At 48.0% G+C, this 16875-nt stretch carries 10 protein-coding genes; 4 read left to right on the forward strand and 6 right to left on the reverse strand.

The window, feature by feature from the left end:
• Window positions 1-2 precede the first annotated feature (2 nt).
• On the forward strand, window positions 3-1649 hold the full coding sequence (locus G3M70_09995; protein QPJ62184.1) for an NAD+ synthase: 1647 nt from the start codon (window positions 3-5) through the stop codon (window positions 1647-1649).
• A 28-nt stretch (window positions 1650-1677) separates the two neighbouring features.
• Here the strand turns inward: G3M70_09995 and G3M70_10000 are convergent, their stop codons facing one another.
• The 4 genes from G3M70_10000 to G3M70_10015 are packed head-to-tail and all read right to left on the reverse strand — an operon-like array spanning window position 1678 to window position 7913.
• Window positions 1678-3753: a tetratricopeptide repeat protein gene (locus G3M70_10000; GenBank protein QPJ62185.1), complete on the reverse strand. Its 2076-nt coding sequence runs from the start codon at window positions 3751-3753 to the stop codon at window positions 1678-1680.
• Window positions 3740-5959 (reverse strand): tetratricopeptide repeat protein, encoded by a 2220-nt coding sequence (locus G3M70_10005; GenBank protein ID QPJ62186.1) that lies wholly within the window; start codon window positions 5957-5959, stop codon window positions 3740-3742. Before G3M70_10005 ends, G3M70_10000 begins: the two co-directional genes overlap by 14 nt.
• 4 nt (window positions 5960-5963) lie before the next feature.
• A complete protein-coding gene (locus tag G3M70_10010; protein ID QPJ62187.1) occupies window positions 5964-7034 on the reverse strand; it encodes an undecaprenyl/decaprenyl-phosphate alpha-N-acetylglucosaminyl 1-phosphate transferase in 1071 nt (356 codons plus the stop codon).
• Window positions 7035-7064: 30 nt separating this feature from the next.
• Window positions 7065-7913, reverse strand: coding sequence for a glycosyltransferase family 2 protein (locus tag G3M70_10015; GenBank protein QPJ62188.1), 849 nt, complete (start codon window positions 7911-7913; stop codon window positions 7065-7067).
• A gap of 712 nt (window positions 7914-8625) precedes the next feature.
• Between G3M70_10015 and G3M70_10020 the strand changes: the two genes are divergently transcribed.
• Window positions 8626-9909, forward strand: coding sequence for an SUMF1/EgtB/PvdO family nonheme iron enzyme (locus G3M70_10020; GenBank protein ID QPJ62189.1), 1284 nt, complete (start codon window positions 8626-8628; stop codon window positions 9907-9909).
• A 12-nt stretch (window positions 9910-9921) separates the two neighbouring features.
• Here the strand turns inward: G3M70_10020 and G3M70_10025 are convergent, their stop codons facing one another.
• A complete protein-coding gene (locus tag G3M70_10025) occupies window positions 9922-10320 on the reverse strand; it encodes a DUF2750 domain-containing protein (protein ID QPJ62190.1) in 399 nt (132 codons plus the stop codon).
• 30 nt (window positions 10321-10350) lie between these two features.
• Window positions 10351-11892: a long-chain fatty acid--CoA ligase gene (locus G3M70_10030; GenBank protein QPJ62191.1), complete on the reverse strand. Its 1542-nt coding sequence runs from the start codon at window positions 11890-11892 to the stop codon at window positions 10351-10353.
• A 287-nt stretch (window positions 11893-12179) separates the two neighbouring features.
• On the opposite strand from G3M70_10030, the gene G3M70_10035 reads away from it, so the two are divergent.
• Both G3M70_10035 and G3M70_10040 read left to right on the forward strand, forming a co-directional pair.
• Window positions 12180-13577 (forward strand): HlyD family efflux transporter periplasmic adaptor subunit, encoded by a 1398-nt coding sequence (locus tag G3M70_10035; GenBank protein ID QPJ62192.1) that lies wholly within the window; start codon window positions 12180-12182, stop codon window positions 13575-13577.
• Window positions 13574-16828: an efflux RND transporter permease subunit gene (locus tag G3M70_10040; protein QPJ62193.1), complete on the forward strand. Its 3255-nt coding sequence runs from the start codon at window positions 13574-13576 to the stop codon at window positions 16826-16828. The genes G3M70_10035 and G3M70_10040 overlap by 4 nt, the downstream gene beginning before the upstream one ends.
• The last annotated feature ends 47 nt before the right edge of the window (window positions 16829-16875 follow it).

Below are 16875 nucleotides of genomic sequence, written 5' to 3' on the forward strand. Positions count from 1 at the left end.
TTTTGAAATTTGCACTGGCACAGGTCAATCCGACCATCGGTGATCTCGAAGGGAACGTTGAAAAAATCCGTGAGGCCATAGAAAAGGCTGCAGAAGGGCAGGCCGATTGTGTTCTGTTTCCCGAGATGGCGGTGTCGGGTTACCCTTGCCGGGATTTACTGGACAAGCCGGAGTTCATCCAAACGCATTCCCGGGTAGTCCAACAGTTGATTCAGCAGACTCGTGGGCCGGCAGTTCTTCTCGGACATTTTGATGAAAGCCAGAGTGAAACCGGCAAGCGACTGGTCAATTGTGCGACCCTGTTTCAGGATGGCAGGGTGCTGGCACGCCACGAAAAAATATTATTGCCTGCTTACGATGTGTTTGATGAGCTGCGTTATTTTCAATCCGGCGATGCGCCTGTGGTCGCCACATTGAATGGGATGAGAATCGGAATCACCATTTGTGAGGATATCTGGAATGTTCCCGGGTTTTACGATCGCGATTGCTACACACGTCAACCGGTAACAGAACTGGTGGAATCAGGCATTGATTGCCTGGTAAACCTGTCGGCTTCTCCCTACCGTCTGGGGCGTGGTGCGAGACGCCAGGAGCTTGGCCGCGCTATTGTCAAAGAAACAGGGGTCCCGTTACTTCTGGTCAATCAGGTTGGTGGCAACGACGATTTATTATTTGACGGTCACAGTTATGTATTGGATGCCGATGGAAAAGTGTTGGCCCAGTCTCCCGGGTTCCAAGAAGATCTGTTAGTAGTTGACCTGAATCAACCCCCACAGGAATTGACACCCTGGACCGAGAATACGGAAGAAGAAATGTTCATGGCGCTGACCCTTGGAGTGCGCGATTACCTGAACAAATGCGGGTACAAACGTGCCGTGATAGGTCTTTCCGGTGGGATCGATTCTTCCGTCGTTGCAGTACTCGCTGCCGAGGCTCTCGGTGCAGAAAACGTGACCGGAATCAGTATGCCTTCCAGTTACACAGCGACCGCAAGTAAAGAGGATGCGGAAGCACTGGCACGTTCTTTGGCAATAAGGTTTGAGACGATTCCAATTCTCCCCCTGTTTGAACAGTATAAGGAAACCCTCAGGCCGCTGTTTGGTGAGGGACCAGAAGATGTGACCGAGGAAAATATTCAAGCAAGAATTCGCGGCAATCTACTCATGGCGGTGTCCAATAAATGGGGAAGCATGGTGCTCTCAACCGGAAATAAAAGTGAAATGTCGGTTGGATACTGCACTTTATATGGAGATATGGCCGGCGGCCTTTCTGTGCTGTCCGATGTACTCAAAACCCGTGTCTATCAACTGGCGCGATGGATCAATCGAAATGGAGAGGTGATTCCCCAACGCGTTATAGATCGGCCTCCAACAGCCGAACTGAGACCGGATCAAACCGATCAGGACAGCCTGCCACCCTACGAAACGCTGGACGCGATTCTTGAGAGTTATATCGAGCGGCATCTGAGTCTAGAGGAGATTGTCGCGCAGGGGCATGACTCGAAACTGGTGAGCGAGATCACGTCCAAGGTGGACAATAACGAGTACAAGCGCAATCAGGCGGCTCCGGGACTAAAAGTAACAGGCAAAGCCTTTGGCAGTGGCCGCCGAATCCCCATTGCCCAGCGGTTCAGGAAAAAAAGTTCTTAAACTTATTTTTTAAAAAATTTCCACACCTTTATTCGGACTCTATCTCGGTCAGCAGTGCCTCTGCTTCAAGTGTCAGTGCAGGATCTAAATGAAGCGCCAATGCCTCGCGTATGTGTTTTTCCGCTTTCGCTCTATTGTCATGTTCCCAAAACAGTTTTCCGAGAAAGTATTGCCGTGGTCCATTTGTGGGGTCAAAAGTTAAGGACCGCTCAAGTGCTCCAATGGCCTGTTTCCACTGCTCATGGTTCAAGTGAATTCGGGCAATGGAGGCTTCTATCCTGGCTGAAAGATGTTTTTCTTTTATTTTTGTTCGGATCGACTGGTACCAGTCCAATGCCTCCTGGGACTTTCCGCCTTCTTCAAGTATTTCACCCAGTAGCAACTGGCCATCGATATGGTTTGGCTTTTCCTTGAGGAATCTCCGGGCTTCTTTTTCTGCCCTGTCGTACCTTTTCAGATTGAGCAGTACCCGTCCCTGATACAGCGCAATTTTTGGAGGAAGGAGATGTTTCTGCGGATGATATTTTTTTGCCGCCCGTGCCCGATTGAAAGAGAGGTGGGCTTCTTTGTCCATTCCCCGGGTTGCAAACAGAACACCGAGGTTGAAATGGCCTGAAGGCAGACGAGGATAGATCTGGACGGCTTGAACAAATTCCCGTTCGGCATTCGCCATGTCACCCCACAAAGCGTAGATATTGCCAAGGTTGGTGTGGGCATAGGAGCGGTAATAGGGAGTGGCGTTTGATGCAGCAAGTTTTTTCAACATGATGAAGGCGTTGTCGAAATCTTTTCTTTCTGTGTAGAAATGACTGAGGTTGTGATAAATACGGGGCTTACCCGGATTTTTTTTCAGTGCGTCTTCCCAGAGGGAAATATTTGATTCGTAAACGGCGTTGCGGTGTATCAGCAAAGTCATGAAACAAACCACAACGATGGCTGCGCAAACGGTGACCAGCAGACGCGCAATTTTGCTGCTACGGGCACCAAATCCAACACACTCTGCAGTAGCAGCACCAATCAGAAGTAATCCGAAAGACGCAAGGTATAGATTGCGCTCGCTCAGCAAATCCATTCTTGGAAGAAAACTGTTTGTTGGTGAAAGAATCAATAAGAACCAACCGACTCCAAACGCTGCCAGTGGAAAGGCACGATAAAGTTTCAGCCAGATTCCTGAAAAAATACCAACGGCTAACAGGGAGCTGAAGATACGGAGGGTGTCGGTTGAAAGGCTTGAATAAGGCCAGTCATAGTCGAACACCTGGTTGATGGGAAACAGGACCATTTTTGCGCCAAATGGAATTACCGTCAGTTGTTGAAGGGCATAACCCGGATTGATTTTTTGTGACCAGGTAACCACATGTTCCCACATGGACGGGGATAGGAAAAATAGACAGGAGATTGAAAGGAGTACAGGCCCGTACACCCAGAGGATGCGAGGTTTAAAGGTGCGAAAATTTTTGTTTCGCATGAAACAAACATCGTAAAGCAGTAGTGCTGCAGGGAGGGTGATGGCGGTTTCCTTGGACAAAATAGCAGATGCGCCGGCAAGAAAACACAGGCTGTAGCAGAACACTCGACCTTTCCATGAGATTTGTCGGGTTTCTGCCTGGATAAAACCCATCAGCGATAACAGGTAAAACATAGCCATTAGTGAACTGGTGCGTCCGGAGATGTAGGACACGGCTTCGGTCTGGATCGGGTTGAATGCAAACACCAGGGCGGTGAGTGTGGCTATGCGCATCGCGGAACTACGACCCCAGTCGCAACCTTTTTCTACCGTGATGCGAACCACGGCAAAGACCAGCAGGCTGTTGACCAGATGAACGCCAATGTTGAAGAGATGGTAACCAAATGGATCTTCCTGTCCCAGATGGTAGTTGAAAGCAAAGGTAAGGTAAAACAGGTGACGATAGTGAATTGTGTGGAGCTGGAAAAAAGTAGCCAGATTGAGGATTGCCCGATTATTGAGGACCACCAATCCATCGTCAAAATTGAAAGGAGAATGCAGGACGGAGGAATAACCCAGAGCGACACCAAGACTGATGGCAGCCACAATAAAGATAAAGACCAGACGATGCTGGTTGGGTGTGTTAATTGAGGGCATATTCCCCGGAGATTTGAGATAACAAAAGTTCAACCATCTTGATTTTATTTTGATCCGATGTGCTTTTTAATATGGTTTCAAGATGGTGACGTGCGAGATTTTTATCGCCTCCATGCTCAAGAATAAGTTTGGCCAGGTTAAAGCGTGCCGCCAGGTTTGAAGGCGATAATTGCAGGGTTTTTTTGAGTTCTGTTTGTGCTTCTGCGATCCTGTTTTGCTGGATATGAACCATTGAAGTTTTAAACAGGGCTTCAGCTTTTATTAGTTTTGGGGTCGTAACGAGTTGCCAGTGTGCAATAGCCTTGTCCGGGTGTCCCTGAGCCATCTCAATATCGCCAAGCAACAAATATCCTTCACTATTTTTGGATCCAGTTTTTAAGAATTGTCTCACCTCTCGTTTGGCCTCTTCGAATTGTCTCTGGCTGAAAAAAATCCGGGAATGTGTGAGATGCCATCGAGGCACCAGGTCAGGAGACAGGTCCATTTTATCCTTTGCCCGTTCCATTTCATTGAAAGCCTGCTCCGTTTCTCCCCTTCGGAGAAAAAGTGCGGCCAGGTCAAGATGTGCATGAGGCAGGTGCGGGCGGGCCGTTAAGGCTTTTCTGAACTCGACCTCCGCAGGTTGCAACCTGCCCTTGTTGGCCAATTGTGCTCCCATAAAAAGCCTGGTGAAATATAAAGGGGCAGAGTTTCGATACAACCCGGCCAGTTCCCGGTAAACCTGCCCGTACATTTTGAACTGACCCGGGTCCGATTGCACGACCTGTTTCAGGTTTTCCAGCAGCTTCAGGTAGCTTTCCAGTTGTTTTTGTGATTCCTCAACGGAGGCAGTGATTTTTTTTGCAAGGGATGGATCTTTCTTTGACAAACGCGTAATTTCAAGCCGTGAAGCGGCAGGGTCTCCGGCCAGATAATGTGCCATGGCCAGATAGTAATGCACTTCACTTTTGTTAGGCGATTTCGTAAGGGTATCCTGCCACAGGGTGATGTCATTTAGATAAACCCTGTTTCGCTGGTAGGTTAATAATCCATAACAAAGACACACAATGGCCAGGGCAGACGCTACAACTGGAACCAGACGAAAAGAGGATTTTTTTTCTAAAAGACTATTGAACAGCATGCCCCACCACCAGCAAAATCCGATCGAAGGCAGGTACAGATTTCTTTCACTCAGTAAATCCATGCGAGGCAAAATGCTGTTGGTGGGTGAGAGAATGATCAGAAACCAGAACACGGCGAAGGTGAAAACCGGAGGGCTTTGTTTTCGAAATTTCCAGGCGGCAAAAAGTATCAACGCCCAGAAAAGGATCGCCAGGTTTTTAAAGAATCCACTCAGAAAAGTGTTTCGGGGAAAATCGTAATCGAAGGTCAGGTTAACGGGCAGGAACATTAATTTGAATGCGTAAGTCAACACCGGCAATTGATCAAGTATCAGGTTCCATTGGATACGGTTTAACCAGATTGACACCTGGGTTGAAAAGGTTGGAGAGATCAAAATAATTATTACGGAGCCTGCGGCCAGAGGTCCGTATAAAAATTTCCACCTGTTTGACCGTGGCATCCAGTAATTGTTTTGCATGAAGCAAAAATCGAATAACAGGAGGCCGAGGGGCAGGGTCAGGCAGGTTTCTTTGGTTAAAAGGGCTCCCATTCCTGTCAGGAACACCATGAATATCGCGAGAACCTTTTTTACATAGCGATTACTTTTTAATTGTGAAGTCGCAAAAAAGTACAGTGCGGAAATATAAAGCAAGGACGACATTCCACTGCTGCGACCGGAAATATAAGTTACCGTTTCGGTATGAACCGGGTGCAGGGCGAACAAGGCTCCTGAAATTAAGGCAACCCTGTAAGATTTTTGCGCAGTCCAACCGGACCCTTCCTTGAGGGTCAATCGGATCAGGGCTATCAACATACAGGTTGTCAGTAAATGGAGAGCCAGGTTGACTGCGTGGTACCCAAACGGATCAAGCCCTCCCTGGGCAAAATTCAGCGCATAGGAAGTGGTCAGCCATTGCCGATAGTGAGGAGGAAAACGCCAGAATAACCCGGGTTGTTCTATCTCAGAATGGTATTGAATGGAGGAGTAATCGTCGGAGTGAAATGAACCTTCAAAACTGTTTTGATAGACGAAACCTGCTGCCAATAAAAAAAACAGAAGGGTGAACCAGTTACGAATATGAAGAGATCCCGGATCGTTGTTCATGGGGTCACGATTTCAGGTCCCGCTCCTTGCGGCGCAGCCAGGTGATCAGAAAAACCAGGTGGACGACGATGAATATAAAGAAAATCGGAGTGAACTTGGGGATCAGGTTGATGTTGAAGGCCGGAATCAATGACCAGAGATCGAAATAGAACGCAATACCGAGCAATATGAAAATGGTTTTGGTGGGTGTTTGTCCCAACCGTTCAAGTCGATGGTGGAAATGTTCTGCATCCCGGCTGAAAGGACTGATCCCTTTGCTTACCCGGCGCACAAAGGCCCAGATCGTGTCTGTAATGGGAACCAGTAACGTTACCACAGGAATGAGGTAGTAAATTTCATCGGTGAACCCTTGTGCCAGTGGGAGTAAAGTTACAAGTGAAATAATCAGCCCCAATGGCAGGCTTCCTGTGTCTCCCAGAATTATTTTTGCTGGCGGATAGTTGAATAGAAGAAAGCCGAAGACACTTCCGGATAGAATCACAGATAAAAATGAAGGACCAAAAATTTTTCGTTCCAGATAAACCAGGGTTAAGGTAAGGCAGGAAAGAAAAATCAGGCCGCCGGCAAGACCATCTTTACCGTCAATCAGGTTGAGGGAGTTGGAAATCCCCACGATCCACAGAACGGTTACCACAGGCGACAACGGTCCCAATTCCCACCAGTCCCCAATACGGTCAATCCTGAATCCGAAATAGTACAAACCAATGGCGATGGCGATCTGCGCTACGAGTTTTGTCCAGGGTCGTGCAACCACGAGATCATCGTATATTCCGAGGAGAAACATGAGGGCACCGCCGAGGGTGATCCCCAGGAATAATGTGTTGTAATCCGGGTGGAGGCTGAGCAGATAGGGGGCTGTCCAAAGAGTGAAAAAAAATGAAACCATCACCGCTACACCCCCAAATGAAACCACCCCGGGCTTGCCAGTATTAACCTGGGTGTGGATCAATTTGGCCAGACGGCTATCCCCTTTCAAAAACACAATAGTGGTGTAGGCAATTCCCCCTGACAATACCAGAGTCAATAGATACGCAGCGAGGAAGGTAGGACCTGAAATAGGGTGGTTGGCAATCATATTTGGGTGTTTCTTTATAGGGCAATTAAGTCAGCGAAAAAAATTCAACATAAGTTGAAGGCCGCATCGCAAGGTGATCATTCCGTCAAGAATTGTGCGGGTTAAAATGTTTCCTTTTATGTGTTTGCGGTGGTAATGGCTCATGCCTTGATGTCGTTTAATAATTGAATTGATCGAGGCGCGCTGGTTCATTGAAGAGATGTGAGTGATCGATGTTTCAGGATGGTAGACAACCTCGAATCCATTTGCCCAGATGGTTTTGCACAAATCGACATCCTCGATAAAAAGAAAAAACTTTTCATCAAACATCCCGGCTTTGTTAAACACGTCGTTCTTTACCATCAGACAGCAGCCTGAGATCCAATCAACAGTTTGCGTTGCATTATGGTCCATATAAGACATCAGGTAATGTCGGCTGTATTTATTATTGGGAAACAATCGAGTGAAGAGTGAATAACGATTGAAAAGCCCCGACCAGATAGTAGGGAAACGCCTGCAGGAGAATTGGAGAGTTCCATCCTGGTTTAAAACTTTTGGACCTGCAGCACCTGCATTCGGATGGTCGTCCAGATAACAGGAAAGGCTGGCTGTGGTTTGCGGGTCCAGAGTCGCATCCGGGTTAACGAAAAACAGATGCCGACCCGTGGCCAACTTTGCAGCCTGGTTGCAGGCACGGCCAAATCCGATATTCTCCTCATTTCGAATCAAATTAATTTCCGGAAATGTTTCACGGACAATCGGGATGCCGGAATCGACATCGCTGTTGTCGATCACCAGGATCTCTTTTTCCCCGGAGAATTCTGATGCACGAATGGACTCCAGGCAGCGCAATAGTTTGCGACTGCTACGATAATTGACGATAATATAAGAAAGGTCCACGGCGGTTTCGAGCCGGTCAGGAGCCGGCGGTTGAAGGCGGGATCACCTGCCTGTCATTATCGGGGAAAACGCCTTTGTTTTCAAGGATGTCGATGTCGCTCTTTTTAATCTGTCCGAGAGATTATTTTATTTGTGGAAAATAAGTTTAGCTGGTTACTTAAGGAGCAGAAAATTATGATTACCAGATTAGTAAAATATTATTTTGAAATATTGGTTCTGTGTTATGCGCATAGTGGCGTTGACCTGGATGATTTAGAAAGATTGAAAACCTGGAGGAGTTTTGATGGGCTGCTTCTGACCTGAAGCCTTTTGAACTATTTCTATATAGGGGGAAAACTCTTCTGGGAAAAACCGGATAGCTCATTGTAAACTGTTCAGGACAAATTCATTACAAGTTTTTCTTGGAAAAAATCCTGGGAAAAGTGCCATGATTGATGAAATAGACTTTTTTGACCGTCGTAACAACTTCCAGAAAAAACGGGCCAAAGGTGATGATTGGAACGAATTGAAAGAACTCAAACTGAAACAGGCTAAACCGACCAAAAAAAAGGAACCTCAGAAGTCTGAATCCCCACCTGAAGATAAACCGGAACCCTGATACTCAAACTGGAATGAAACCTTATTTCCCCGGCAATTCCATTATGGGGAAAGCGGACAGTGTTATATACTGCGCCCATTCCATATTTCAAACCTTTACATCCTGGGGGACCTGATGCTCTGGATGAGAAAATTTAACTGTTTATATACTGCAGCTTTTGCTTTGTGGGCTCTGACTGGACTCCTGACAACAACGGGTTTTGCGGCGGATGCTGTCAAACTTGATGCCATGATCCGTGCGGCGGATGATGCCCTTGGGAAAAAAGAGTTGGAAAAAGCCCGTAAACTTTATTCAGAAATTCTGGAGAAAGACCCCAAAAACTGGCGGGTGATGTTTGCTCTTGCTGGAATCTATTTTGATACCAAGCAGTACCAGGCGTCTCAGAATCTGGTGAATAAAATTCTGGCGATGCCGGTTGCAAACGGTCGCAATGTTAAAGTTTTTTATCCTGACTCAGCTGAAGGTGAACCGGCGGAACTGGTAGATGAAATCGTTTTGCCGCCCCAGCGTACAAAAAACAACATGCGCAATTATCTTGATGTAAAAGGCAACGCGCCCATTCCCCATTACCGACTGTTCTTTAAAAATACCGACAAGATGGAACTGGTACCCCAAAGCGTGGTTCGCATAGAATACGATGGGGTTTTAAGAAGGGCCTACGAGGAAGTCCAGGAGTTTTCACTAAAAGTTGATCGTGCGCTTGTTGCAAAGGGTGGGACAAGTGGAACGACTGAAGTTGTCAAGATCAAGGGAGGGTGTTTCCAGATGGGCAACAAGGAAGGCACTCCCCTGGAAAAACCCGTCCATGAGGTTTGCCTTAATGATTTTGACATGGATAAATATGAGGTCACCCAGGCCCAATATCAAGCTGTGATGGATGACAACCCTTCACAAGTGATTGGCGCAGACAGACCGGTTGAGCATTTGACCTGGTTTGAGGCGGATCGTTATTGCGCCAATGTGGGTCGCCGTCTGCCCACTGAAGCTGAATGGGAATATGCCGCTCGTGGTAACACCACGACCAATTTTTACTGGGGTGATACGGTGAAAGGCAAGGAAGCTAACTTTTGCGATAAAAACTGTACGCTCAATATTCGTGTTGCCAGTATTGACGATGGGTACGAGACAACTGCACCGGTAGGCAAATTCCCGCCTAACCCATTAGGGTTGCACGATATGGCGGGCAATGTGGCTGAATGGGTGAGTGACTGGTGGGATCCGAATTATTACCGATACAGTCCAAAGGATAATCCGAAAGGACCCCGCCCGCTGGATCACAAAATTATTCGCGGGGGTGGCTGGCACAATACAGCCGGTTTTATTCGGACATCAAACCGCACCGGTTTCTGGCCCAACTTCAGGAGTGATGGACTCGGTTTCCGCTGTGTCTCCAAATAGGAGGATAGCGCGTCACTGATTCCCCAGATTCATTTGTGCGTCGAGGTCGCGCCGCATGCGTTCGGGGGAAACCATCACCGCACCGGCTTTGGGTACGGGAAAGACGGAGATAAATTTGTTTGCACTGTGAATACCGGAGATCCATCGTTCCTGCCAGGCTTTTAGGGTGATCACTCTGGGATGATACCCGGTCCAGTTGTTTGTGCGGCAACGATTCGCAAGATCCGGATGTGGCCAAATAGGCAGAAATTGTCGGCCCATCGGGTCCTGACCTACAGCCCACAACTGGTCCTCCGCAAGGCTCCACACTTCCTCCGTTTCAATAAACTTTTGGATGGCGAACCGGTAGCGTTGACCAGGGTCAAGTTTTATTAGTGTTTGAAACTGATTTTCGTCCATTTCCTGAGACATACAAGCTCCAAAAAGTGAATAGAATCAAACTCAGGTGTTAGCAGCTTCTCCCCTGAGTTGAGTTTTCAAGACCTTGCCCGTCGGGGTTTTGGGAAGTGCCTCGTATAATTCAAAGCTGTCTGGTGTCATGAATGCAGGCATTTTTTCCCGACAGTAATTGCGCAGGTCCTGTATGGTTGCCTCTGCTCCTTCCCGCAGAACCAGACAAACCTTTACCTGTTCGCCCATTCGTTCATGCGGAACCCCAATAGCGGCAACTTCTGCTACGGCAGGGTGGTTCATGAGTACATTTTCAATGGCGAGTGGTGAAATATTTTCACCGGCACGGATGATGAGGTCCTTCTTGCGCCCGGCAGAAATATACAATCGCCCTTGTTCGTCCAGATGACCGAGATCCCCGGTTTTCAACCAGCCATCTTCTGTTAATACTTCTTTAGTTTCCTCCGGTTTTTTCCAGTAACCCTGCATCACGGTTGGCGCTTTACACAGAATTTCACCCACCTCGCCCTGTGTAACTTCTTTTCCCTGATCATCCACAATTTTAACGTCAACATTTGGGAGAACCGGGCCTACCGATCCGACGACACTACCGTGCTGCATGGTATTGACAGCGATCACCGGCGAGGTTTCTGTGAGGCCATAGCCTTCCAGCACTGTGCAACCAAGAGTTTTTTCGACTTGGTGCAATAAGGCATGGGGCAGGGCTGCTCCTCCCGATATGCAATAGTTCAAGGAAGTGGCATCGTATTCTCCACGCTGGTAGAGCTGGACCAGAAATGAATAGATTGTTGGGACCAGTGGCAACACCGTAGCCTTGTGTTCCGTAATGCCCTGCAAAATTGACTTTGGCTGGAACTGTGGAATCAAAATCAAAGTACCTCCAGCTCTTAAAAACACAAGCGCGATGATGTTTCCGAAGGAGTGAAACAGCGGCAATGCCATAATGGCACGGTCTTCCGGAGTGAAGGGCAGGTGTTCACGAACACCACTGGTATTATCGTAAAACTGGGATTCATTCAGTCCTACTCCCTTGGGACGCGCTGTGGTACCGGAAGTGTAGAGAATCATATCTGGTACCTGATCGGGCCGGGAAATACGTACTTTCCCTTTTTCCCGATCGCCTTGTTCGACAAACGTGGTGAAAGAATGGGTCGCTTCTTTGGGAAAATCATGGCCTTGTTCAGGGCCGGTAAGAATGCGGTGGCGAAAACTTTTAAAGAAAGGACTGGTTTCATCCTTGATGAAAGCAGGATTGACCATCATCAAGTCGACTCCTGCATCCTGAGTGATGTACACCAGGTCGTCGGGTGTGAGCAAATAATTATAGGGAACGACTGGTACTCCCTTTAAAAAAGCTCCCAACATGGAAATCAGAGTTTCGCTCTGGTTCAATCCCATAATGGCCAGTTTGCTTTCGGGGCCGGGATCAAGTGCATCCAACCCTCCAGCGAACCTCTCCACCCGGTCCAGAAGCTGTTTGTAGGTAATAGTTTCCTGAGTTTCAATAATGGCCGGATGATCCGGCTGGTTTTGTGCGTGTTCTTGTAGTTCTTTGTAGAATTCCAGGGCCATGATGCCTCCCAAAAAGTTTTGGTGATTATACCGGAAATATGATCTAACGAAGTGACAGGGTTGCTTTTACCGATCCCTTTTTCATTGTTTTTGAAATTGAAATTGAATGGGAAATATAGGATAATAAAATCAAATACTTAAATGAGGTTTGGTGGATTGTGAAGCTATTTGGAACCGGGGATACCCGGTATTTTTTTGTTGTAATAGTTCTAATATTATCGGCAATTTTGTGTTTACCGGGTTGTTCCGATAAGCCGGAAGAGGGTGGTTCGTCGGGAAGAGGTGGAATGATGCTGCCTGTGGAAATAGGCAAAGTGGAATTCCGTTCCATTGTTGACGAGGTGCGTGCAGTTGGAAATATTGTCGCGGACCAGCGGGTCATCCTGAAATCAGAAGTGAGAGGCAAGCTTGTCGAGTTTCCGGTTAAGGAAGGGCAGCGTGTTCGGGCGGGTCATCTCGTCGCCCAGATCGACCCGAGAGAATACCGTTTACAGGTAGAACGATTGCATGCTGATTTGGTCAGCGCGCAAAAAGATTTGGATATGGCGGAGGAGGGTGCGCGTCCTGAAGATCAGGCCCGGTTGAAAGCCCAGGAACAGGCAAGAGCCAGTGCTCTGGACCTTGCAAGGAAAGAAGAAATACGTTTCCGCAAGCTGGTTGAAGAAGGGGTGATCTCACAATCCCAGTACGATACTGTAAAGGATCGTGTTCTTCAGGCTGAAGAAAGTTTCCGAGCGAGTAAGGCTGAGCTTGCCGCAGGGAAAAAAGGACGGGAAGAAGACATTCACAAAATGCGCGCCCAACTGGAGTCGATGACCAAACAACTGGAAATGGCTGAACTGGATCTGGAGAAAACATCGATTATAGCTCCTTACAATGGAGTTCTCCTGTCGCGTGAGGTGGAAGTAGGGGCCTACCTGAAAGATGGCGATAGTGTTGCCGAAATGATCGGCGCTTCATCATTAAAAGCCCTGATTGAATTGCCTCAATCGTATCGTTCCCGCTTAAGGGAATTGAGAGAAATAGAATTTTATATTCCGGAACTGGGTATCCGCTTTAAGGAAAAGTCGCGGTTGAAATCGCGGGTCCGGATTATTCCGGATGCGAGTATTTTTTCCGGCAACATTCAAGCTCAGGTGGAGTTGAGCAATCCGGATCCCAAACTGTTTCCCGGTGTCACGCTGGAAGCCTATCTTCGGTTCAATGTTCGAAAAAATGTCAAGCATGTGCCTTCGATATCCCTTGTAATCGGTGAACAAGGAACCATTGTTTATGTTGCCCGTGATGGCAAAGCTGCCCTCGTTCCGGTTAAGGCAGGACTGGAACGGGATGGTTGGGTAGAGGTTACCGATTTCACTAACCAACTTACTCAACAGACAAATTTGATCATTCGTGGTTCAGGAGCGGTTTTCCCCGGGGCCAGTGTAATGGCAACCATCGGGGGGCCAAAAGGACCGCCTGGTGGAGGACCCCCGGGAGCGGGTCCGCCAGGAAAACCCAAAGGCAAAAAACCAGGTGGTGGTCCGCCTGAAAAAGGCAAAGGTCCAGGAAGCCCCTCAAAAGGGCCAGCCAAAGGTCAATCCAAAGAAAACCCTCCAGCCAGGAATGCTGAAAAACCGGCAAGTAGTTCCCCGGCGAAAGCTTCGGGCCAGCCGGAAACCAAACCAACCGGGAAACCCTCATGAAGCTGGTCGATTACTCTATTCGTAACTACCATACTGTGACGGTTGCCATTGTGATGGCGGCAGTGATCGGGACGTTGTGTTACGAAATTCTGCCGCGCCAGCTCACGCCAACTGTCGATAAGCCTCTCATTGAGGTGACCACTTCCTACCGCGGTCTCTCCCCCAACGAAGTCGAACGCAACATCACCCGCCGTCTTGAAGACCAGTTGGAAAATGTTGAGAGTCTGAAAAAAATGACCTCGCGTTCCCAGCACGGTGAAAGCTCGATCACCCTTGAGTTCGATTGGGGGGTGGACAAAAAGACCACGATGATCGATGTGAACAACAAGCTGCAACAGGTGAAGGACCTGCCGGTGCTTGCGGACAAGCCCACCATGAAATCGGTGTCTTCGGATAACTCCCAGCCGATCATGTGGATTATCGTGCAAAAGCCGAATGAAAAAATGCAGGAACTCGGCAAGAACAAAATGTTCGAGATCGGTGAAGATCTCATCAAACCCGTACTCAATCGTGTCGAAGGGGTTGGGGATGTCTGGCACTTTGGCGGTGAAGAACGCGAGATGCGTGTGGAGTTTGACCCCTATGCGATGGCGCGGCTGCACTTAACCTATTCCGAGGTAATTTCCCGTCTTTCCAATGAAAACCAGAACACGCGCGCAGGTTTTCACGATGAAACCAAACGCGAATACACGGTACGCACACTCGGAGAGTTTAAAAGTCCAGAAGATATTATGGACACGGTGGTCAAACGCGATGGTGAAAAAACCATCCGGGTACGCGATTTTGCCACAGTGGTCGATGGTTATAAGAGGACGACCTCTATCGTTCGAATCAATGGTCAAATGTCGAACGCTTTCGGTGTTATTCGTGAAGCGGGTGCCAATGTGGTCAAGACCTGCAACCTGGCACGGGAAACGGTGGAGGAACTCAATCAGGAGTTGATCAATCGCGGTATCCCGATGCGGCTGAAAATTGTTTATCAGGACGTGGACTATATCAATGAAGCCATGGAGCTGGTGAAAGACAATCTCGGTCTGGGGGCAATTCTCGCGATTGCAGTCCTCCTGTTTTTTCTGGGTTCTTTCCGCTCGGTTCTCATCATCAGCATCAGTATCCCGGTCAGTCTGGTCAGTGTGTTCATTGTTCTTAAGTTACTCGACCGTTCAATCAATATTATTTCTCTGGCGGGTATGGCGTTCGCAGTGGGAATGGTGGTCGACAATTCAATCGTGGTTCTCGAAAATATTTATCGTCACCTCACCATGCGTAAAGGCGTGCTTCGTGCTGCTTACGATGGAACGGTTGAAGTTTGGGGTGCAGTCCTGTCTTCCACATTGACCACGCTTGCGGTTTTCTTGCCCATTGTTTTTGTGCAGGAGGAGGCCGGACAATTGTTTCGCGATATTGCGATCACTATCAGTGCCAGCATAGCGTTGTCCCTTCTGGTTTCCATTACAGTGATTCCAACTCTCGCAACCCTTTTGATCAAATTGAAGCCGGGGGAAGAATACGATACAGGATTTTTTAATAAAGGCTGGTTTCGACCCTTCTTGTGGATCGGAAACAATACGAAAAAGGGTTATGACCGATTGTTACGTTTTTTGCTGGGGAAGGGATTTGCGAAAACAGTTTTAAAGGGAGCCATCATCACAGGAATTTGTTCCCTGCTGGTATTGAGTACCAAAATATTGCCGGATCGTGATTACCTTCCCTTTGGTAACAGCAATATGGTGTTTATGTTCATCGAGCCGGTTGCAGGTATGCCAGTCGATCAGAATATGAAGTTCATGGCTCCTTATGAAAAAAAGATCACGCAGATGGAGGATGTGGAACATAATTTTCTGGTGTTCTCCAATCGTTTCAATGGTGGGGGGGCTATTATTTACCCTGAGTTGGCTGGGGGGCAGCGCGGCGAAGTTAAAATGGCTGTTAAATCCAGGGAAATGGGAGGAGAAATATTCACCATACCCGGTTACCGGTTTGCTTTTGCCTCACAACGTCCCATCTTCTCTTCAGCTAATAAAACATTTGATGTGGAAATCGTTGGGCCCGACATGCTGGTGTTGAAAAACACAGCCATCTCCCTGATCGGTCAGATATCCCAAACTAAAGGCGTTCATTCAGTTCGGCCGGAGTTCAAGTTTGGAAACCCGGAACTTCGATTTCTACCGAAACGGGAATTGAGTGCGCGTCTGAATATGGGGGTGCCCGAGGTGGGGCGGGTGGTAGAAGCTCTCAACGCAGGAACTTATCTTGGGGAATTTAATGACCGTGGGGAGCCGATTGATTTTGTCCTGGTGCAAAAAAAGGACGGAAAGAAGATGGGTCTCCAGGACTATCGCGACCTTCCTGTCTGGTCTGCCGGTGGACGCATGACGCATCTGGGTCATCTGGTAAATGTCGAAACGGCGGCAGGTCCAGCGCGAATCGATCACATCGAAAAGGAAAGGTCGATCAAACTGTTGGTGCAGGTGAAAAAAGAGTTTCCCATGCAGAAAGTTATCGATCAGGTAGAAGATAAAATCCTGGATGGACAGCGTTTATCTCTCGGTCCGGAGTATGGGCTTCGGGTAGGCGGTTCGGCGGATGATCTGGCCTCGACCACCCAGTCCCTGCTCAACAGCTTCTGGTATGCCGTCGGATTTATTTATCTTCTGCTGGTGGCCTTGTTCAAGTCATTTTTACGGCCCTTTATTGTGATGCTGACTGTTGCCTTGGCGGTGAGTGGATCGTTTTTCGGAATTGCGGGGAACAATCTCTGGCAAAAAGGGAGCATTCGGAGGTACCTCGAAGATTTTAATGTGCCGAACCCGGAGCAGATGCTGGACGGTTGGAACTGGATCACGTTTGATATTTTGACCCAATTAGGCATAATCATACTTGCCGGGATTGTGGTGAATAATGCGATATTGATTGTTCATCAGATGCTCAATAATATTCGGGAAGGAATGGACGAAAGGAAAGCGTTGCTGGAATCCTGCGAAACCCGTTTGCGGCCCATCATGATGACGGTTATTTCCAGCATTTCAGGCATGATTCCGTTGGCATTTGGTGAGGGATCCGGGACAGAATTGTACCGGGGGATGGGAACGGCACTTATTGGAGGGTTGGCATTTTCTTCGCTGTTTACTTTATTCCTGATACCCGTTTTAATATCTTTTATGACAGACCTTGGATTTCACACCAGGCGTGAAGACCTGGTTAAAGAATCGCTGGCGGACAATGAAGCTGCTTCTGCTGCGAATCATTAGCAGATTTATAAAAAAAGAATTTTCTAAAAATTATTTTGCTTGTTGTC

The sequence above is a fragment of the Candidatus Nitronauta litoralis genome (assembly GCA_015698285.1).
Taxonomy (GTDB): domain Bacteria; phylum Nitrospinota; class Nitrospinia; order Nitrospinales; family Nitrospinaceae; genus Nitronauta; species Nitronauta litoralis.